The sequence below is a fragment of the Nocardioides daedukensis genome (assembly GCF_013408415.1).
Lineage (GTDB): Bacteria > Actinomycetota > Actinomycetes > Propionibacteriales > Nocardioidaceae > Nocardioides > Nocardioides daedukensis.
On record NZ_JACCAA010000001.1, the window covers coordinates 145,192 to 164,477 of the forward strand.

Annotated in this window: 22 protein-coding genes; 11 read left to right on the forward strand and 11 right to left on the reverse strand. The window is 68.0% G+C overall.

Going from position 1 to position 19,286, the window contains the following annotated elements:
- Window positions 1-84 precede the first annotated feature (84 nt).
- Genes BJ980_RS00795 through BJ980_RS00805 form a run of 3 tightly spaced genes read left to right on the forward strand, consistent with a single transcriptional unit; the run spans window position 85 to window position 2,111 of the window.
- Window positions 85-333, forward strand: coding sequence for a hypothetical protein (locus BJ980_RS00795; RefSeq protein ID WP_179500542.1), 249 nt, complete (start codon window positions 85-87; stop codon window positions 331-333).
- A 33-nt stretch (window positions 334-366) separates the two neighbouring features.
- Window positions 367-1,860, forward strand: coding sequence for an MFS transporter (locus BJ980_RS00800; RefSeq protein WP_179500543.1), 1,494 nt, complete (start codon window positions 367-369; stop codon window positions 1,858-1,860).
- Window positions 1,861-1,874: 14 nt separating this feature from the next.
- The gene (locus BJ980_RS00805) at window positions 1,875-2,111 is read left to right on the forward strand and encodes a hypothetical protein (RefSeq protein WP_179500544.1); all 237 of its coding nucleotides are present in this window, start codon (window positions 1,875-1,877) and stop codon (window positions 2,109-2,111) included.
- A 101-nt stretch (window positions 2,112-2,212) separates the two neighbouring features.
- Here the strand turns inward: BJ980_RS00805 and BJ980_RS00810 are convergent, their stop codons facing one another.
- The 5 genes from BJ980_RS00810 to BJ980_RS00830 all read right to left on the reverse strand — a co-directional run bounded on the left by BJ980_RS00810 (window position 2,213) and on the right by BJ980_RS00830 (window position 7,356).
- Window positions 2,213-4,645 (reverse strand): phosphoketolase family protein, encoded by a 2,433-nt coding sequence (locus BJ980_RS00810; RefSeq protein WP_343047613.1) that lies wholly within the window; start codon window positions 4,643-4,645, stop codon window positions 2,213-2,215.
- Between the two features lie 13 nt (window positions 4,646-4,658).
- Window positions 4,659-5,321 carry an HAD family hydrolase gene (locus BJ980_RS00815; protein ID WP_179500546.1) on the reverse strand — a complete coding sequence of 221 codons (663 nt, stop codon included), beginning with the start codon at window positions 5,319-5,321 and terminating at the stop codon, window positions 4,659-4,661.
- Window positions 5,318-5,491, reverse strand: coding sequence for a hypothetical protein (locus BJ980_RS00820; protein WP_179500547.1), 174 nt, complete (start codon window positions 5,489-5,491; stop codon window positions 5,318-5,320). Before BJ980_RS00820 ends, BJ980_RS00815 begins: the two co-directional genes overlap by 4 nt.
- A 25-nt stretch (window positions 5,492-5,516) precedes the next feature.
- Window positions 5,517-6,692, reverse strand: coding sequence for a TIGR03557 family F420-dependent LLM class oxidoreductase (locus BJ980_RS00825; protein WP_179500548.1), 1,176 nt, complete (start codon window positions 6,690-6,692; stop codon window positions 5,517-5,519).
- A gap of 76 nt (window positions 6,693-6,768) precedes the next feature.
- Window positions 6,769-7,356, reverse strand: a complete 588-nt coding sequence (locus tag BJ980_RS00830; protein WP_179500549.1) for a phosphatase PAP2 family protein — start codon at window positions 7,354-7,356, stop codon at window positions 6,769-6,771.
- A 325-nt stretch (window positions 7,357-7,681) separates the two neighbouring features.
- On the opposite strand from BJ980_RS00830, the gene BJ980_RS00835 reads away from it, so the two are divergent.
- The 6 genes from BJ980_RS00835 (at window position 7,682) to BJ980_RS00860 (ending at window position 12,242) form a co-directional block, all read left to right on the forward strand.
- Window positions 7,682-9,049: a SpoIIE family protein phosphatase gene (locus BJ980_RS00835; RefSeq protein WP_179500550.1), complete on the forward strand. Its 1,368-nt coding sequence runs from the start codon at window positions 7,682-7,684 to the stop codon at window positions 9,047-9,049.
- A gap of 62 nt (window positions 9,050-9,111) precedes the next feature.
- Window positions 9,112-9,303, forward strand: coding sequence for a CsbD family protein (locus BJ980_RS00840; RefSeq protein WP_179500551.1), 192 nt, complete (start codon window positions 9,112-9,114; stop codon window positions 9,301-9,303).
- Window positions 9,304-9,366: 63 nt separating this feature from the next.
- On the forward strand, window positions 9,367-9,774 hold the full coding sequence (locus tag BJ980_RS00845) for a DUF5709 domain-containing protein (RefSeq protein ID WP_179500552.1): 408 nt from the start codon (window positions 9,367-9,369) through the stop codon (window positions 9,772-9,774).
- Window positions 9,775-9,813: 39 nt separating this feature from the next.
- A complete protein-coding gene (locus BJ980_RS00850; protein WP_343047614.1) occupies window positions 9,814-10,356 on the forward strand; it encodes a type 1 glutamine amidotransferase domain-containing protein in 543 nt (180 codons plus the stop codon).
- A 50-nt stretch (window positions 10,357-10,406) separates the two neighbouring features.
- Window positions 10,407-11,156, forward strand: coding sequence for a GAF and ANTAR domain-containing protein (locus BJ980_RS00855; protein WP_179500554.1), 750 nt, complete (start codon window positions 10,407-10,409; stop codon window positions 11,154-11,156).
- A 117-nt stretch (window positions 11,157-11,273) separates the two neighbouring features.
- Window positions 11,274-12,242 (forward strand): DNA topoisomerase IB, encoded by a 969-nt coding sequence (locus BJ980_RS00860; RefSeq protein WP_343047892.1) that lies wholly within the window; start codon window positions 11,274-11,276, stop codon window positions 12,240-12,242.
- Between the two features lie 61 nt (window positions 12,243-12,303).
- Here BJ980_RS00860 and BJ980_RS00865 read toward each other — a convergent pair whose 3' ends face one another.
- On the reverse strand, window positions 12,304-12,810 hold the full coding sequence (locus BJ980_RS00865; RefSeq protein ID WP_179500556.1) for a DUF6328 family protein: 507 nt from the start codon (window positions 12,808-12,810) through the stop codon (window positions 12,304-12,306).
- Window positions 12,811-13,033: 223 nt separating this feature from the next.
- Between BJ980_RS00865 and BJ980_RS00870 the strand changes: the two genes are divergently transcribed.
- Together BJ980_RS00870 and BJ980_RS00875 are read left to right on the forward strand one after the other, a co-directional pair.
- The gene (locus BJ980_RS00870; RefSeq protein ID WP_179500557.1) at window positions 13,034-13,885 is read left to right on the forward strand and encodes a sigma-70 family RNA polymerase sigma factor; all 852 of its coding nucleotides are present in this window, start codon (window positions 13,034-13,036) and stop codon (window positions 13,883-13,885) included.
- 84 nt (window positions 13,886-13,969) lie between these two features.
- Window positions 13,970-14,257, forward strand: coding sequence for a DUF1905 domain-containing protein (locus tag BJ980_RS00875; RefSeq protein ID WP_179500558.1), 288 nt, complete (start codon window positions 13,970-13,972; stop codon window positions 14,255-14,257).
- A 70-nt stretch (window positions 14,258-14,327) separates the two neighbouring features.
- Here BJ980_RS00875 and BJ980_RS00880 read toward each other — a convergent pair whose 3' ends face one another.
- The 5 genes from BJ980_RS00880 to BJ980_RS00900 all read right to left on the reverse strand — a co-directional run bounded on the left by BJ980_RS00880 (window position 14,328) and on the right by BJ980_RS00900 (window position 19,283).
- The gene (locus BJ980_RS00880; RefSeq protein ID WP_179500559.1) at window positions 14,328-14,531 is read right to left on the reverse strand and encodes a YgaP family membrane protein; all 204 of its coding nucleotides are present in this window, start codon (window positions 14,529-14,531) and stop codon (window positions 14,328-14,330) included.
- On the reverse strand, window positions 14,528-14,695 hold the full coding sequence (locus BJ980_RS00885; protein WP_179500560.1) for a hypothetical protein: 168 nt from the start codon (window positions 14,693-14,695) through the stop codon (window positions 14,528-14,530). Before BJ980_RS00885 ends, BJ980_RS00880 begins: the two co-directional genes overlap by 4 nt.
- 67 nt (window positions 14,696-14,762) lie before the next feature.
- Window positions 14,763-16,928 (reverse strand): MMPL family transporter, encoded by a 2,166-nt coding sequence (locus tag BJ980_RS00890; protein WP_179500561.1) that lies wholly within the window; start codon window positions 16,926-16,928, stop codon window positions 14,763-14,765.
- 38 nt (window positions 16,929-16,966) lie between these two features.
- On the reverse strand, window positions 16,967-17,791 hold the full coding sequence (locus BJ980_RS00895; RefSeq protein WP_179500562.1) for a sulfite exporter TauE/SafE family protein: 825 nt from the start codon (window positions 17,789-17,791) through the stop codon (window positions 16,967-16,969).
- Between the two features lies 1 nt (window position 17,792).
- Window positions 17,793-19,283: an MBL fold metallo-hydrolase gene (locus tag BJ980_RS00900; protein WP_179500563.1), complete on the reverse strand. Its 1,491-nt coding sequence runs from the start codon at window positions 19,281-19,283 to the stop codon at window positions 17,793-17,795.
- Window positions 19,284-19,286 lie beyond the last annotated feature (3 nt).

Genomic DNA, 19,286 nt, shown 5'->3' on the forward strand with positions numbered 1-19,286 from the left:
GGTAGCGCCGCACCGGATGTTTTGCCGCATGTCTGGGCGCATGTCTGGGCGCATGTCCTGCGCGCGATTGGGCACCGAGGGTCCATGACTGAGATGAACAACCAGGACAGTGCCCGGCGCGAAGCGCTCCACCGTGTGGTCGAGCGGGTGAACGCCTGGCAGGAGACCGCCACCGAGGGAACCATTCACGACGAGCTCGACAAGGGTCTGCGCGAGGCAGGGGTGACCCTCACCCCCGAGCAGCGCGACCACGTCGTGGAGGAGATCTCCGAGGGCCGCGATGTCGACGTCGATGCCTTGGCCGCCGACGGCACCGGCGACGGTCCGGCCTGACTGGCCCCGCCGACCACTGGGTACAGGCCGCTCATGTCTGCCGTGGAAACAGGTCGCGTCACCACTGACATTCCCGCTCGCCTCGATCGTCTGCCGTGGGCGAGGTGGCACTGGCTGGTCGTGATCGGCCTGGGAACCGTCTGGATCCTGGACGGGCTCGAGGTGACCATCGTCGGCTCGATGTCCGCCGCGCTCAAACCGGAGGGGCCGGGCCTGGGCCTGAGCAACTTCGACGTGGGCCTGGCCGGCGCGATGTACGTCGCCGGCGCCTGTGTGGGCGCGCTCTTCTTCGGTCAACTCACCGACAGGTTCGGGCGCAAGAAGCTCTTCCTGCTCACCCTGGGCGTCTACACCGTCGCCACGGTGCTGACCGCGTTCTCGATGAGCCCCTGGTGGTACTTCGGCGCCCGGTTCCTCACCGGGGCCGGAATCGGCGGCGAATATGCGGCGATCAACTCGGCGATCGATGAGCTGATCCCGGCGAAATATCGCGGCCGTGTCGACGTGGCGATCAACGGCTCGTTCTGGATCGGCGCCGCTGGTGGTGCCCTGCTGACCATTCCGTTGCTCGACCCGACCGTCATCGACCCCGCGTGGGGTTGGCGTCTGGCGTTCGGGCTGGGCGCGATCCTGGCCGTCGGCATCCTCGTCGTACGCCGCAACGTGCCCGAGAGCCCGCGCTGGCTCTTCATCCACGGCCGTCAGGACGAGGCCGAGGAGATCGTCCGCGACATCGAGCGCCGCGTGCGCGAGGAGGACGGGCTGGAGCTCACCGACGTCTCCGACTCGATCACGATCCGTCAGCGCAGGAGCATCGGGATGGGCGAGATCGCGCACACGGTCTTCACCCTCTATCCGAAGCGGACCATCCTCTGCTTCTCGCTCTTCGTGGGGCAGGCATTCCTCTACAACGCCTTCTTCTTCACCTATGGCGACACCCTGACCACGTTCCTGGACGTCAAGCAGACCGGATGGTTCCTGGCCATCTTCGCGGCCAGCAACTTCATCGGTGCGCTCTCGCTGAGTCCGCTCTTCGACCGCATCGGCCGGGTCAAGATGATCGCGGGGACCTACATCCTCTCCGGGGTGCTCCTGGGCGCCACCGGCATGTTCCTCGGCTCGGTCACTGCGGTGACCCTGACCCTGATGGGCGCGATCATCTTCTTCTTCGCCTCTGCGGGAGCCAGCGCGGCCTACTTGACCGCCAGCGAGGTCTTCCCGATGGAGACACGAGCGATGTGCATCGCGTTCTTCTATGCCATCGGCACCGCGGCTGGCGGCATCAGCGGCCCGTTGCTCTTCGGGGCATTGATCGAGAACGCTGCCGACAGTGGCGACATCACGAAGATCGCGATCGGCTACTTCATCGGTGCGGCGCTGATGATCGCGGGCGGGATCGTCGAGATCTTCCTCGGGGTGCGTGCCGAGGGCCAGTCCTTGGAGAGCATCGCCCAGCCGCTGACGGCCGAGGACGTCGATGACACGGGTCGGCCGGGCCCGGGCCATTCCACACCTGCACCGGCCTGAGCTGAGGAGAGATCATGCCCATGCCACCGCCCAAGCCCAGCACCGAGGGCATCCGCGACCGGCAGGTCGCCAACGAGGAGCAACAACTTGTTCGCGCTGTGCAGGCCACCGGGCCACAGCTGCCGGAGGACCTGGCCGTCCTGGTCGGTGCGCCCTACTGGGAACAGGGACGTTTCGACCGGGCCCTGGCGTTCGCGATCGCGGACGGGCTGCTGCACCGCACGTCCTCCGGCACGCTGGCCACCGCCTGAACGCTCGAACCGTCTGAACGCTCTGGTCGCCGACCCGGCAGTTGTTGACGCCTCTGGTCGTCGAGCCGTCAGTTGTTGACGCCGCTCGGCCGCGCCATGGCTCAGCCCGCAGAGGTGCCGGTTGCCCCGTCGGGATCGCCCGGGTAGGGGAACTCCCACTCGCGCACCTCCGCCATGTCCTCACCGTGGGTGTGCACGTGGTTGCGGTGCTCCACGAGCTTGTCGAGCAGGCGCTCGCGAACGGCGCCGGCCCTCGAGCGCAACTGCGGCACCTTGTCGATGACGGCAATGGCGAGATGGAACCTGTCGATCCCGTTGAGCACGGTCATGTCGAACGGGGTCGTGGTGGTGCCTTCCTCCACATAGCCACGGACATGGAAGTTGCGGTGGTTCGTGCGGTTGTGGGTCAGTCGATGCACCAGCCACGGGTAGCCGTGATAGGCGAACACCACTGGTCGGTCGGTGGTGAACAGTGCGTCGAAGTCGGCATCGCTGAGGCCGTGCGGATGCTCCTGCTCGTGCTGCAGACGCATCAGGTCGACCACGTTCACGAACCTGATCCGGAGGTCGTCGAACTCGCGCCGCAAGATGTCGACGGCGGCCAGCGCCTCCATCGTCGGCACGTCCCCGGCACAACCGATCACCACGTCCGGCTCGGCACCCTGCTCCGGCTCGGTGCCGGCCCATTCCCAGATTCCGATGCCCTTGGCGGCATGGACCAGGGCCTGGTCCATCGAGAGATATTGCAGCGCTGGCTGCTTGCCGGCCACGATGACGTTGACGTACTGCCGCGACCGCAGGCAGTGATCGGCCACCGACAGCAGGGTGTTGGCGTCCGGTGGGAGATAGACCCGGATCACGTCGGCCTTCTTGTTCACCACATGGTCGATGAAGCCAGGGTCCTGGTGGGAGAAGCCGTTGTGGTCCTGACGCCACACGTGCGAAGTGAGCAGATAGTTCAGCGAGGGGATCGGTCGACGCCACTCGATCGCATTGCTGGTCTTGAGCCACTTGGCGTGCTGGTTGAACATCGAGTCGACGATGTGGACGAACGCCTCATAACAGGAGAACAGCCCGTGCCGCCCGGTGAGGAGATAACCCTCGAGCCAGCCCTGGCACATGTGCTCCGAGAGCGTCTCCATCACCCGGCCGTCGGTCGCGAGGTGGTCATCACCCGGCAGGGTTGTGGCGTTCCACGTCCGGTCGGTCACCTCGAGCACGTCCTGGAGCCGGTTGGAGTTGTGCTCGTCCGGCGACATCATCCTGAACGTCTCCGGGTTGCGGGCCATCACGTCGCGCAGGAAGCCACCGAGCACTCGCGTGGCCTCCACCTGACCGGACCCGGGGCGTGGCACTGGTACGGCGTACTCGCGGAAGTCGGGCAGCGAGAGCGGCCGGGTCAACAGACCGCCGTTGGTGTGCGGGTTGGCGCCCATCCGACGGGTGCCGAGCGGATGCAGGTCGGCGATCTGGGCCACCGGCGCCCCGTCGTCGCCGAAGAGCTCCTCGGGCCGATAACTGCGCAGCCACTCCTCGAGGACCTTACGGTGGTCGTCGTCGTCGCGTGCGTTGGAGAACGGCACCTGGTGGGAGCGCCACGAGCCCTCGACCTGCTGGCCGTCGACCTTCTCGGGCCCGGTCCACCCCTTCGGGCTGCGCAGCACGATCATCGGCCAAGCCCGGCGCTCGGCCGGGCGTCGGCCAGAGGCGCGCGCCTCCGCCTGGATCTCACGAATCTCGTCGAGGCAGTGGTCCAAGGTCGCTGCGAAGGCTTGGTGCATCGCGTCCGGGTCGTCGCCGGCGACGACATACGGAGTGTGGCCATAGCCGCGCAGCAGCGAGAGCAACTCCTCCTCCGGGATGCGGGCCAGGACGGTGGGGCTGGCGATCTTGTAGCCGTTGAGGTGGAGGATCGGGAGTACGGCGCCGTCGCGCCGGGGGTCGACGAACTTGGTCGAGTGCCAGCTCGCGGCCAGGGGACCGGACTCGGCCTCCCCGTCGCCTACGACCGCGGCCACCAGCAGGTCGGGGTTGTCGAAGGTAGCGCCATAGGCGTGCGCCAGCGAATAGCCGAGCTCGCCACCCTCATGGATCGAGCCGGGCGTCTCGGGTGCGACGTGGCTCGGGACTCCGCCCGGGAACGAGAACTGCTTGAACAGGCGGTGCATCCCGTCGACGTCCCGGCTGACCTCGGGATAGGTCTGCGTGTAGGTCCCGTCGAGCCAGGAGGTTGCCAGCGCAGCGGGGCCGCCATGACCCGGGCCGGTGACGGTGAACAGGTCGAGATCGCGAGCCATGATCGCCCGGTTCAGGTGCGCATGGATGAAGGTCAGTCCCGGGGTGGTGCCCCAGTGCCCGAGCAGTCGAGGCTTCACGTGGTGCGGCTCCAACGGGACGCGAAGCAGCGGGTTGTCCATCAGATAGATCTGGCCGACGCAGAGATAGTTCGCAGCACGCCACCACGCGTCGATCGCTCGCAGCTCCTTGCGCCCCAACGGTTTGCCGGGAACGGTGCTGCGGGCCTTGGTGCTCACGCTGATCGATGCCTCACTGGCCTGCGCTGGCGAGCGGGCTGCGCCGCAAGGAGGAAACCAGATCCCTGGGTCCGTCATAGACCCACTCGGCCCCGGCTTCGCTGAGCGTGTCGGCGCAGATGCCGCCGGTACGCAGGCCGATGCACGGGAACCCGGCAGCCTGCGCGGCCCGGGCGTCCCACACGGCGTCGCCGATGACGATGGGGCGTTCGGCACCCACGCGCTGTGCCGCGGCGAGCAGGAGGTCGGGGGAGGGCTTGCTGGCCTGCACGTCCGAACCGCTCACGATCTCGGACAGGTGGTGCGCGCCGGAGATGTGGGTGAGGAGCTCTTGGGTGACCTCCTCCTCCCCGGAGCTGGCCAGGACGAGCCGGTGGCTGGACGAGAGTCGCTCGAGGAGCTCGCTGGCACCGTCGATCTCGTCGAGCGTGGGCAGGAACGCGCGGAAGTGCTGGTCGTGTGCCTCCCGCACCTGGTCGCCGACCGCCCACTCGGCTGAGTCGCCCGCCACGTGCGCGACGAGCTTGTCCCCGCCCATCCCGATCGCTGCGTGCAGATCGACCGCGCGGACCCTCAGTCCCACGTCGCGAAAGGCCTGCTGCCAGGCCAGGACGTGCTGATAGACCGAGTCAACCAGCGTGCCGTCCAGGTCGAGGATGACCGTGTCGTGCTTCATTCCACCTCACTCTCGGGATCGACATCGTCAACGTGTGCAGGCGTCTCCGTGTCGAGGTCGTCGTCATGCGCCTCGGTCTCGACGTCGTCGGGATCGAGGGTCTCGGTCTCGTGCTCCATCGGCTCGTCATCGCGCGGAGTGGGGCCCAGGTCGTGCTCTGTGTCGCTCATGGTCAGTTGCCTTTCTGTGTTCGTCTCACCCTGCGGGGTACGCCGGGCAGGTGGCGTGCGGATCCGTGCCAGGGCCCGACCGGAGGATCAGCCGACGAGCGATCCGATCAGCAGCATCAGGCCGAGCACGACCAAGATCCCTACGACCACCATGAGCAGCACCATGGCGCGGCTCTTCTCGGCAGGTCGGGTTCCCTCGTCCTGTGGGCTGTGGTTCATCGGTGCCTCCATCTGTTTGGGATTGGTGTGCCAGGTCGCGCAGTGCCGGAAGGACCTCGCGACCGAACGCGTGGATCATGTCTGCGTAGTTCGGGCCCATGTTGGAGATGTAGAGCTCCTCGAAACCGGCTTCCACATAGGGGCGCAGGCTCTCGATGTGCTGATCGGTGTCGTTGCCACACGACACCGAGGAACGGGTCTGCTCCTTGGTCACCAGCTCGGCCGCCTGCTCGAAGTGACGGGGGGAGGGCAGGACCTGGGCGAGCTCGCCGGGGAGCCCCGAGGTGCCCCAGAGCCGGTGCGCGATCTCGACACCCTCGTCCTGCGTCGGAGCCCAGGCCACCTTGCTCCCGGCCTGGGCGGGCTTGCCACCCGAGGCGTCGCGGAAGCGGGAGAGGAGCTCGGTGTCGGGCGAGGTGGTGATGTAGCCGTCGCCGATCCGAGCCGCCAGGTCCGTGGCCTTGGGGCCGAACCCCGAGAGATAGATCGGGGGCGGAGTGTCGGGGATGGTGTAGATGCGTGCCGTGTCGACTGTGTAGAAACGCCCACGGTGGTTGACGAAGTCGCCCTGCCACAGTTCGCGGATCAGCCCGACGGCCTCTTCCAACATCTCCAGACGGACGTCCAGACTCGGCCACGCTTCACCGAGGATGTGTTCGTTGAGCGCCTCGCCCGTGCCCAGCCCGAGGGTGAAACCTCCCTTGAGCATGGTGGCGCTGGTGGCCGCTGCCTGCGCCACGACGACCGGGTTCACCCGCATGGTGGGGCAGGTGACGGCCGTGGTGACCGGCAGGGAGCAGGCTTGGGACAGAGCACCGATCACCGACCAGACGAAGGGGCTCTGACCCTGCTCGTCGTTCCACGGGTGGAAGTGATCGCTGATCCAGAGGCTCTCGAAGCCAGCCTGCTCGGCCATCACCGCCTGCTCGACCAACTGGGCGGGAGTGAACTCCTCGCAGGAGAGGAAGTAGCCCAGACGCATGGCGCTCCTTGGGTCGACATCGGTGTGCCCGCGCGGTACCCGGAGCAAGGAGTGTCATGCGCGGCGGCCGGCGCCCTCAACTGTCGAACGCTGCCCTGAGGGTCGACCCCACGTCCACGCCGAGCAGTTGGCCCCCGACGACGTCCCCGAAGTAGTGAGCGCCCTGGTGCACCCGGGCGTGGCCTGCTCCCACGGTCAACAGCGCGGTCAGCAAGCGGAGTCTCGGCGAGAGGTGCGGCCACAGCAGGGTGGCTGCGGTGGTTGCGATGGCAGCGTGCCCCGACGGATAGGAAGGGCCGTCGGGCGGGGCGTCGTCGAGCAGGCGTACGTCCGGATCGACCCGCGCCGGTCGGAGCCGGGGGAGGAGGCGCTTGATGGCCACCTCGGATGGCTTCTCGATCGGAAGCGCGAGCGCTGCGCTCATTGCGAGACGGGGGTGGTTGGTTCGCCATGCGACCACTGCCAGGAGCGGCGGGATCCCCGGTGTGCCGAGCTGCTGCACAGGCCACCACCACGCGTGGTGGACCCGATCCCGGTTGGTCGCACGCATCGCGGACAGCTCCCCGGGCCCCGGTCTGCCGGCCAGATGGCTGCCCAGCAGCACGCATCCGAGTGCCGCCAAGACCGCGAGCGCTGCCTGGTTGCGTCGCGTGGTTGCAGTCATGGCCGGTGGTACCCGTGGCCAGGGTTCGCATGCTGCGACACGTGTGTCCACGGACCCGACGATGCGCTCGATCCTGCCGCGGACCTTGGCCCTTGCTCTGTGCTTGGCCCTGGTCTGGCGAAACATTGGGCGCAGATGCCTTGGCGTGCCACTGAGCCCGCAGTCGTATCTCACTGGCAAGATCGGGTACCAGCCCGCATCCACACGCCATGCACCACACCATCGGGGGTGAACCGTGCCGTCCACTGCTACAGATGTCCAGATCCCAACTGGGTTGCCGGTGCTACCCGGCGCCTCACTCGGTGCGCGCTACGTGATGAGTGGCGTGGAGCCGTTGAACAAGGGAGACACGCTGGATGCGCTCCCCTTGTCAGGGGATCGGGTCGCGCTGTTGGTCGCCGATGTGGTCGGGAACGGATTCGCCGCGGCCATCGCGGTCTCGCAGATCAAGGCCGTGATCCGTGAGCGCCTGGCAGCAGGTGTCGACCTGCGCGAAGTGATGATGAGCGCCGACCGCTATGCCTTCGACCATCCCGAGGTCTGCGCCACCAGCGCGTGCGTGGCCATCCTGAGCTTGGCGGATGGTGAGCTCGAATGGTGCACGGCTGGGCATCCATCGCCTGTCCGGATGACACCGGGTGCTCCGGCAGAGCTGTTGTCCTCCCGTCCCAGCAGGCCGCTCGGCGCTGGCGGTAGCGCCACGGTTCATCGCAGCCGTCTGCAGATGGGCGAGACGCTCGGCCTCTACACCAATGGCCTCGTGCATTCCCCCGGCCACACGATTGCCGAGGGATATGACCGGCTCCTCGCCGCCTGCGCGACGGCGACCAGCGCACAGAGGCCGGCGGCAGGCCAGGGGATCGGCGAGTCCCTGTGTGACGACATCCTGCGCGAGACCCTCACCGTCGGCGGCAGTGACGACGCGACGCTGCTGATCGCGACCCGGACCACCGCACCCGAGTCCTTTCGACTGCACATGTCGGCGGTTCCGGAGAACCTCCCGCTCATCCGCCACCGGATCAACGGTTGGCTGGACAACCTCGGTGCCGGGTTGATGGACCACGTCGGCCTGGGGCACGCCGTCGTCGAGCTCGCCGCCAATGTGGTGGCCCACGCCTACGTCGATTCCGGTTCCGATGCCGAGCCGGTGGTGAACATCTCTGCCGGTCTGGGTGCGGACGGAGTCGTAGCGATCACCGTTTCGGATCGGGGCAGGTGGCGCACCAGGCCCTCGTCCGGACGCGGGTTGATGATGGCAGCCGGGCTCGCCGACAGCCTGAAGGTGGATCGGTCCCACGAGGGGACGACGGTCACCCTCACCCAGCGCCTGACACGTCCCGTTCCGCTCCTGCAGGAGGTCGCGCCCGAGTCGGAGAACACGCTCGACGTGCCGGAGGAGCTCGAGACGTATGCCGAGCCCGGCCTGATGGCAGCCATCGGCCCGGTCGACGAGCTGTCGGTGGACCTGTTCGACGCAGCGTTGACCCGGGCGACGCGTGCGGGCACTGCCGATGCGGTCATCGACCTCACCGGGATCACCCATCTGGCCAGCCCCGGGATCCAGACGCTGTTCGACTACATCGCGCGCAGCAAGCGGACCGGCACCACCCTGAGCCTGCGAGCTCCCGCGACCTCGCCGGCGGGACAGATCCTCAAGCTGGTCGACCTCTCGACCACCTCTGCGCTGAATTGAATCGAGCAGGTTCGGGTACCACCGCCACGTCCGATTGTTCCGTAATCACAGGAGGTGGCCCCATGGGTGCCGATGACAAGTTCGAGAACAAGACGCAGGATCTCGCTGGACGCGGCAAGGAAGCCGCTGGAGCAGCGATGGGTGATGACGACCTGAAGGCCGAGGGAAAGGCCGACCAGGGCAAGGCCAAGGCGAAGGACAAGCTCGAGCACGCCAAGGACAAGGTCGCCGGCAAGATCGACGACGTGCTCTGACTCCACGTCGACCGGCAAGCGACTACGAGTCGCCAGCAGACGACGTACGAGGAGGAACGCATCATGAGCGAGGACCAGCTTCAACCACAGGACTCCCTGGACGATCGGGGAGTCGATGACGTGCTCGACGAGGGGTTCTCGCCTCCTGAGCGTCCCCGCGGGGTCACTGCCAAGGGCGTGACCCCGCTGGAGGAGCTCGAGGGCGAGACGCTCGATGAGCGTCTGGCCCAAGAAGAGCCGGACGTCTTCGAGGAGGTGGACTCCGAGCGCGACGCCGAGGTGCTCGACGGGCCCGTGTCCGGAGAGGTCGGAGATGAACGCTCGGGCCGTCTGGTCGCCCCCGACCAAGGCTTGGGTGAGGACGTCACGTCCGAACTCATCGCCGAGGACGCAGGCATCGATGGCGCCGGCGCCTCCGCGGAGGAGGCGGCCATGCACGAGGTCGACGAGGCCGAGGGCGATCAGCCCTGAACGGCGCTGGCCAAGGACAACGGAACGGAGTTCATGACAGTGGAACAACAAGCATCGCCACGCAAGATCGCCTTTCTCGTCGCCGCTGAAGGCATCGAGCAGGTGGAGCTCACCCAACCGTGGGAGGCGTTGAAGGCCGCAGGCTGGCAGCCCGAACTGCTCTCCCCGGAGTCCGGTGAGGTCCAGGCCTACAACCACTTGGACAAGGGCGACACCTTCCCGGTCGACCAGACGGTCGGCCAAGCACGACCCGAGGACTACAGCGCCTTGGTGCTGCCCGGAGGGGTGGCCAACCCGGACGCCCTGCGCATGGACAAGGACGCGGTCGCCTTCGTGCGTGACTACATGGCGAGCGAGCGGCCGGTGGCTGCGATCTGCCACGCGATCTGGACCTTGGTGGAGGCCGAGTGCGTGAAGGGCCGGACACTCACGTCCTGGCCCAGTCTGGAGACCGACGTGAGGAACGCCGGCGGCGACTGGGTCGATCGTGAGGTCGCGATTGATGGCAACCTCATCACGAGCCGCAATCCGGACGACATTCCCGCGTTCAACAAAGCCCTGTTGGACGCCTTGGACCAGTGAGTCCCAGTGCGTGTCCTGAGCAGCACGCGCAGGAGGATAGGCTCCGACCCATGCAGACCGGAGCACCCGGCGGCGACACGGGTCCGTGGTTCGCCGCACTCAGCCAGGAACTGATGAAGCAGGCCGACGTGAAGGCCACGCTGGACAAGATCTGCCAGCGGTCGCTGGACGTCGTGCCGTCCGGAGATTTCGCCGGGATCACGGTGCGGCGCCGTCGTGCGCGGTTGGAGACCCTGGCGCACAGCCACGAGATGGCACTGCGCTGTGACGAGCTTCAGTACGACCTCGGCGAGGGGCCGTGCGCCGAGGCCGCGATCGAGGACGAGTCGTTCCTGGTCCGCTCCACCGCAGATGATCCGCGCTGGCCTCGCTGGGGCCCGGCAGTGGCGCGGCTCGGAGTGCACTCGCTGATCAGTGTCCAGCTGCCGGGCACGGCGATGGACGCGGACCGGGACCCCCTTGGCGCGATCAACATCTATGCCCGCAAGGTGGACGCCTTCACCACCTCCGACCTGGCTCGCGCGAAGCTCTTCGCGATCCATGCGGCCAACGCGCTGACGACGGCCCAGCAGGTGTCCACGCTCAGCGACGCCGTGGAGGCTCGTCACCAGATCGGGGTCGCGCAAGGCGTGTTGACCCAGCGCTACGGGATCGATGTGGAACGCGCCTTCGGGATCATGCAGCGCTATTCCAGCCACGCCAACATCAAGCTCCGCGATGTCGCGGTCAGCGTGGTGGAGCTGGGCGAGCTGCCCGCGGCGTACGACGACCTGTCTCGCCCGGAGAAGCCCACCGGCTGAGGCCACGGGGCCGAGTCCCTGACGGTCGGACCCATGTAGTCGAACCCCATGCGGTGGACCCCCTGAGCAGGCGGGTCCTGGAGAGAAAGAGGCATCGTCGTGGTGCGACTGCGTCAGGTGTCGCCAGAGGAGCCGGGGTGGACGCGACGGCGTGCAGGTCGAGGGTTCGTCCTGCTGGATGCTTCCGGGGAGCGGCTGTGTGACGAGGACGCAGAACGAGTGCGTGCGCTGGCGATCCCGCCGGCGTGGCAGGACGTGTGGATCTGTTCGCGCGCCAACGGTCACCTGCAGGCGGTGGGGACCGACGCGGCCGGGCGCAAGCAATACCTCTACCACCCGCAGTGGCGACTGCAGCGCGACGCCGAGAAGTTCGACCGTGTGCTGGAGCTGGGGAGGGTGATGCCTCGTGTGCGCAAACGGATCGATCGTGATCTCGCCGTTGACGGGATGCCCGCGTCGCGCGCCACTGCACTGGCAGTCCGGTTGCTGGACCGCGGATACTTCAGGATCGGCAGTGACGCCTATGCCGACGAGCACGGCAGCATCGGGCTGACAACGCTCGAGAGGGAGCACGTTCGTCGACAGGGCAAGGAGCTGGTCTTCGCCTTCATCGGCAAGTCCGGTGTTGAGCACGACGTCAGGCTCGACGATCCGAGCTGTCTGGAAGCGATCGCGGACCTGCGTCGACGTCGCGGGGGATTCGCGCAACTGCTTGCGGTCAAGGAAGGGCGCCGCTGGCGGCGCCTGACCCCGGAAGAGGTCAATGCCTACATCCGCGAGATCTCCGGACTGGAATCCACGGCCAAGGACTTCCGTACCTGGCACGCCACGGTCCTCGCCGCCGCAGCACTGGCCGACGGGGAGATTCCGAGCAGCCGCACCGCGCGCCGGCGACGTCGCAACGAGGCGATTGCCGAGGTGGCCGGATATCTGGGGAACACCCCGGCGATCGCACGCAAGTCCTACGTGGACCCACGGGTCCTGGACCTCTATGACGAGGGATGCACCATCGACGTCGCTGGGGCCTCGTTGCCCGAGGATCAAGGGGTCGTCGAGCGGGCCGTGCTCCGGCTCCTCGAGGGCTGACCTCCGAGGGGTCGACCCTCGAGGAGTCGTTGAGCGAGAATCGCGCTGAGTGGGAGTCCGGTCAGTCGGAGTCGTCGTGAGTGGCTGGTGCAGGCCCCATGGCGAGGGGGGCCACCAGAAGTGCCGTGGTCACCAGGGCCAGCATCACGCCACCCACTACCAGTGCCTCTGCCCGGGCCAGGACGACGTCGAAGATGAAGAACGTGGTCCCTGCCAGCAGGGCACCTGTGAGGCCGAGCACCACGCGGACCAGGCGATGTCCGAACTGGACCAGCCTCTCCTTGCGTCGCTGCCGGAAGATCCGCCGGTGCACCGAGATGGGGGCGAGCACGCAGGCCGTCGTGGTGGCGGCCAACAGGACCAGTGCCAGGTAGGTGTTCCGCTGGAATCCGTCCAAGTCGCCGAACGAGTTGTGGAAGGGGAGGGTGAGCAGGAACCCGCTGAGCAGCTGGACTCCCGTCTGCAGCACCCGGAACTCCTGGAGCAGGTCCGTCCAGTTGCGGTCCGCACGCTCATCCGGGGTTTCGTCCCGAGTGTCGTCGGCAATGTCGTGGCGAGGCTGTTCCATGGGCGTTTCCCTCTCTGGGGATCGTTGTCCGCTCGCTTTCCACCACCGGTCGCCGGGCGATGTGGCAGAGCTGCTCCGGACCAGCCTATGGTCCCGGTGCTGGTCGGCGGGGGGATACCTCGCTATGCTCAGACACGGCCCACCCTGCAGCTCGGGTCGCAAGGACCTCGAATCCAGCTGAAGACACCGGCTCGGATCAGCGCAATTCCTCTCGGGAGGCGCAATGGCAGACCTTGGCGTTAGTGCGAATCCATATGGAGACTTGCCTCGTGAGCGGCGGCAACGACTCACGCGTTCACTGCTGCAACGAGCCGCACAGGCATCCGGGGATGAGCGCAAGGAACTTCTTGACCAAGTGGTGATGGTCAACATGTGCGTGGCGAAGAGCATCGCCTCGCGCTACCGCAAGCGCGGCATCGCCCAGGACGACCTCGAGCAGGTAGCGTACGCCGCACTGGTGCGGGTCGTGCACAACTTCGACGTCGAGCGGAGGCAGGACCTGCTCTCCTACGCAGTGCCGAGCATCCGCGGCGAGCTGCGTCGTTACTTCCGTGACCACGGCTGGACCGTGCGACCCCCTCGACGCATCCAAGAGCTCCAGTCCCGGGTGATCGAGATGCGTGACCAGATGGCGGCCGAGGACGGAACCCCTTCGCCGCGTCGGATCGCCGAGGCGCTCGACGTACCCGAGGAGGACGTGAGCGAGGCGCTCGCCGCCGAAGGCTGCTTCTCGCCGACCTCGCTCGACGCCACTGTGGGCCCGGACGGCGGCTCCAGTCTCGGCGACCTGTTGCCTGATGGCGACGGGGAGGCGGCAGGCCAGGCAGCCGAGGCTCGAGTCATGCTGCAGCCGGTGTTGCGCAATCTGCCGGCTCGGGACCGGAAGCTGCTGCAGATGCGGTTCGTGGATGACCTGACCCAGCAGGAGATCGCCGAGCGCAACGGGGTCACCCAGACCCAGGTCTCGCGCCTGCTGAGCCGGATCCTCACGGACCTTCGCCGCGGGCTCGGCGAGACAGCCGGCATCGACGAACTGGCGCCGACGGAGGTCACGCACTCCACCACCGCGAGCTGACTCGCAGCGCCACGCGTGGCGCTGCGAGCTGGTTCGGGGCATCTGGGGAAGCGCGTGTCCGAGGTGGTCGTCTAGGCTGCAAAAATGGACTTCGAGTTCACGGGACAGGTCGTCGAGTGGCGCGGGCCCGCGCCGTACATCTTCATCGAGATCCCCGCGGACCAGAGCGAGGACATCAAGTTCGCCGCCAAGGGACTGGAATATTGGGGACAGGTTCCTGTGGCGGTGAACGTGGCCGATCGTGAGTTCACGACGGCGCTGTTCCCGAAGGACGGGCGCTACCTGCTGCCCCTGAAGCTCGCCGTTCGCACGCCTCTCGACCTGGAGGTCGGTCAGCTCGTGGACGTGGCGCTCGACGTCGGGCGACCCTGATCCGAGGCCAACGGTTCGCCACGCACGCCGCATGCGATCACCGTGTTCGGTGAGCGCATGCGGCATCGCTTCATCGGAACGCGCACCCGCTGCTGAGCCCGAACCGGCGGAAGACGACGGCCGCCGGGCAGAAGCCGGTGATGCTCGACTGGAGCAGGTTGAGCCCGACAAAGGCAGTCAGCAAGAGCCACCACGGTGACACCAGGGCCACGAGCAGGGCGCTCAGCAGTGTCATGGTGCCGGCGAGGAGGAGTACTGCGCGGCCGAGGTTCATGACTTGCCTCCGAAGAGACGGCTGAAGAACCCGGAGCCGGGCTCGTCGGGGTGACCGGCGCACCGATCGGCGCGCGGCACGCGGGCAAGGACCTGGTCGACGTGCTGGCCGCAGCCGGCCCAGGTGGTCTTCCCGCACTTCTTGCAGGTGACTGCTCGGCACATGGTGGAACTCCTTCGGTTCGAGGTGATGCTGGAGGTGAACAGGTGGTGAGGTGTGGTCCGAGGACCCTCAGCCGTGCGAGAAGGTGATGGCCGGCAGCACGCGTCGCAGCCAAGCCGGCGACCACCAGGCCGCCTTCCCGGTGAGGCGCAGCATCACGGGCAGCAGCACGAGTCGGATCAGGAAGGCGTCGAGGAGCACGGCGACTCCGAGCACGATGCCCATCTCCTTGGGAGGCAGCGGGCCGGAGAGCGCGAAGGTGAAGAACACCGCGACCATGACCGCGCCCGCGGCGAAGATGACCCGGCCGGAGTGGGCCAACGAGCCGACCATGGCGTCCTTCGGGTCGCCCGAGCGCTCGTAGTGTTCCTTGGCCGAGGCCAACAGGAAGACGGTGTAGTCCATCGCGATCGCGAAGATCATGGCGAAGAAGAACACCGGCGCCCATGCGTCGAGGAAGCCTTGGCTCTCGAAGCCGAGGAGGTCGGCGCCGATGCCTTCCTGGAAGACGAGGCGGGCCACGCCGAAGGCGGCTGCGGTCGAGAGCAGGCTGGCCAGGGTGCCGAGCAACGAGATCAGCGGTGCCTGCAGCGCGATGAGCAGCAGAAGGAAGCCGAGCACGAGTACGACCCCGATCACCAGGGGCGTGGAGTCGTCGAGCTGGGACTTGAGGTCGAGGTTCTCCACCGCCGCGCCACCGACCAGCGCACTGTCGGGCAGATCGGCGCGCAACCGGTCCACCGTGTCACTGAGGGCGGGATCGGACGGGTCGAGGGTCGGGACGGCTTGGATGAGGACCAACCCGGTGTCGTCAGCCGCCGGCATGGCGGGCATCACCTGGGCGATGCCTGAGTCGGAGTTGAGCACTGCACTCGCGGGGTCGGCCTCGGTGGCCTTCACCACGACCTGGAGGGTTCCGGGCGCACCATCACCGAAAGACTCCTGGACCAGGTCGTAGCCGACCCGGGCGCTGGCGTCTTCGGGCAGGACCTTGATCGAGGGCATGGCGGTCTTGAGACCGATGACGGGTGCGGCGAGCGCGAGCAGCACGATCAGCGCACCCAGGCCCCACACGACGGGACGCTTCCAGAGGCGCTCGCCCCAGGCGGCGAACTTGGGGGAGCGGTGCTCGCCGGTCTTCGCCCAGGGCAGCGACAGCTTGTTGATCTTGTGGTCGAGCTTGAACAGCACCAGCGGCAGCAGGGTCAGCGTGGCGGCCAGCACGAAGACGACCGAGAGCATGATCCCGCCGGCCATCGAGCGGAAGGAGGGCGAGGGCACGAGCATCACGGCCGACAGTGAGACCAGCACGGTCGCGCCGGAGAGGAGCACGGCCTTGCCGGCGGTGTCCATGGTCTCGGTGACGGCTTGGCGTGCGGAGTTGCCCGAGCCCATCCGGGAGGCGCGGTAGCGCACGACGAGGAAGAGTGCGTAGTCGATGCCGAGGGCCAGGGCGAACATCATCGCGAAGTTCATCGCCCAGATGGAGACCGGGACGAGCTCGTTGATCAGGACCAGCGAGCCGGCAGATGCGACCAGACCAGCGAGGGTCAGGATCAGCGGCAGGCCAGCGGCGACCAGGGCGCCGAAGGCGAGCACGAGGATCGCCAGGGTGACCGGCCAGGAGACCATCTCGGACTTCAGCATCGCCTCGAGGTTGGCCTCGTTGAAGTCCGACCAGAGCAGCGAGGCGCCGGTCGGGTTGACCTGCACGCCGTCGACCGAGAGGCCCTCGAGATCGCCCTTGAGATCGGTGGCGACACGGACCATCTCGTTGGTGTCGGCGCCCGCGCCGGCAAGGATGATCGCGGTGTCGCCATCCTGGCTGAGGCTCGCGCCCGGCATCGGTGCGATCACGTCGGCGATCCGCGGCTCGGCCTCGAGCATCCGAGTCACCTGGGCGATGACCTCGGCGCCGCGGCCCTCGGTGACCGGTCCGTCGGTGGAGTGCACGACGACCTGGATGGCCGAGGACGCGTTGCCACCGAAGCTGTTCTGGGCGAGCTCGCGTACGGCGACGGACTCCGAGCTGTCGGCCTGCCATCCGGCGCCGGACAGGTTCTGCTCGACCTGGGGAGCGAAGGCGCCCAGGCCGATGATGAGCAGCAGCCAGACGCCGATGACGAGCTTGGCGTGGTTGGTGACCCAGAGGCCGAGGCGGCCGAGAGGTCCGGGGCGGAACCCGGGAGTGAAGTCGGGGGAGGCGCCCTTCGATCGGGCGGTAGTCGAGCGCATGATGTTCCGTTCAGTGAGGGGTGAGCGATCGGTGATGGTCAGAGGAGGGCGGGGACAGCGTGGGCGGCGGTGTAGACGGCGACGCCGAGGACCAGGACGGCGAAGGCGGCCTGGAGGCGGTGGGTGTCGACACGGTCGGCGAGGCGGGCCCCTGCGACGGCTGCTGCCGCTGACGTGGCAGTGAGGACGGCGACGGACGTCCAGTCCGGTGGGTCGCCAGAACCCGCGCGGACGACGAGCGCTGCGGCGCTGGTGATGGTGATGACCACCAGGGACGTGCCGGCGGCGTACTCCATCGGCAGCGCGAGGGCGAGCAGGAGGGCGGGTACGACGAGGAAGCCGCCGCCGACGCCCAGGAAGCCGGTCAGCGCGCCGACGACGGTGGCGGTCAGCAGCACCTTGAGGGCCCGGGGGCACTGGCAGGCGAACGTCGGGCTGAACGTGATGATCGGGTCGTCAAGGGTGGGCCGCGCGACGTGCCGAGCGCCGTCTCCGCGATGGTGGCGTAGCTGGCGCCAGGCCAGCATCCCGCCGACCAGCAGCATCAGGACCGCGAAGGCGGCCAACAGGACCTCCTCGGAGACCCGATCGGACGCCTCCGCTCCCGCCACCGCCCCGCCGATCGCGACCAGGCCGAAGACCAGGCCGCGGCCGACCAGCACGTTGCCCGCGCGGTGTGCGGCGATCGCCCCGATCAGGGAGGTGACGCCGACGACCACCAGCGACCCGGTCGTCGCCTGGGAGGCGGACTGGTCGAGCAGGTACACCAGCACCGGCACGGCCATGATCGAGCCGCCGCCACCGAGTGCCCCCAGGGACAGGCCGATGAGCGCGCCGGCGGCGACGGCGAGGAGCAGTGTCATCTCAGACGTCGGGCCCGTCGGCACCGTCGGTGGGGTCAGTGGTGTCGCCCTCGGGGCGCACCAGGTGCAGGCCGACCTTCTCGGCGTTCTCGAAGGAGTCGTCGACTGCGACGGGGGTCCGGCCGGCAGCGGCGACGAACGAGGCAGCAACCGAGGCGCGGTAACCACTGGCGCAGTGCACCCACACCTCACCGGCGGGCACCTCGCCGACGCGGCGGGGCAGTTCGTGGATCGGGATGTTGACCGCTCCGGCGATCGCTGCGCCCTCGTACTCGTCGGCGCGGCGGACGTCGAGGACGACGACGTCGCGGTGGTGACGCACCTGTGCCAGGTCGGCGAAGGTGGCGGTGGGGAAGGTCCCGAGGTCGCCGTCGCTCCAGTTTTGTGGTCCGCCGGTGGCCTGGGCTGCAGGCCGGTCGATGCCGATCCGGACCAGTTCGCGCTGGGCGGTGGCCACGTCCTCTGGCGTCTCGCCGAGCAGGGTGACGGCGGTGCCCCACTCGATCAGCCAGCCCAGGTAGGTGGAGAAAGCACCGTCGAGGCCGAAGTTGAATGTTCCGGGGGCATGCCCGGAGGCGAAGGCCTTGCGGTTGCGCAGGTCGACCACCCACTCACCTGCCTCGATCCGACGTCGCAACTCGGTTGCGTCGGCCTCCTGCACCGGCGAGAGGTCGGGTGCGGAGGGACCGGCGGCGTTGGCGGGTCCCATGTGCACGTAGTACGCCGGCCAGGCACCGAGACCATCCAGCAGCTCGCGGACGTAGGTTTCCTCGTCCTGGGTCAGGACCGGGTTCGAGCGCTTCTCGTCACCGATGGTGGAGGCGGTGGCGTCGGACTGGGTGGCGGAGCAGAAGGACCCGAACCCGTGGGTCGGGTAGACCCCGGCCTCGTCGGGGAGCTGCTCGGCGAGCCTGTGCGCGGAGGCGTGCTGGTGGCGCACCAGGGCGTCGGTGTGCTCCTCGCCGAGCAGGTCGGGTCGGCCGGTGGCGCCGTAGAGCAGCGAGCCGCCGGTGAACACGGCGTACGGCTCCTCGCCGTCGGGCCCATCGACCGAGAGCGCGTAGGACAGGTGGGTGAAGGTGTGACCGGGGGTGGCGATCGCGCGAACCTGCATCCGGTCACCGACCTCGACGACCTCGCGGTCGGCGATCGGGGTGCGGTCGAAGGACACCTCGTCCTCGCCGTTGACCAGGTAGGCCGCTCCGGTCGCCTGCGCAAGGGCCAGACCGCCCGTGACGTAGTCGTTGTGGAGATGGGTTTCGAAGACGTGGGTCAGTCGGACCCCGTCGGCCTCGAGCACTTCCAGCACCCGGTCGATGTCGCGCTGAGGGTCGACCACTAGGGCGAACTCGCCGTCGTGGACCACGTAGGTGCGGTCTCCGAGCGAGGGGGTCTCGATGGTGCGGACGGTCAGCCCCTCGCACGGCTGCTGCTGAGCCTCCTCGGTAGCCGAGGCCGGTGCCGGGGTCTTGGTGGTGGTGTCGTCAGTCATGTT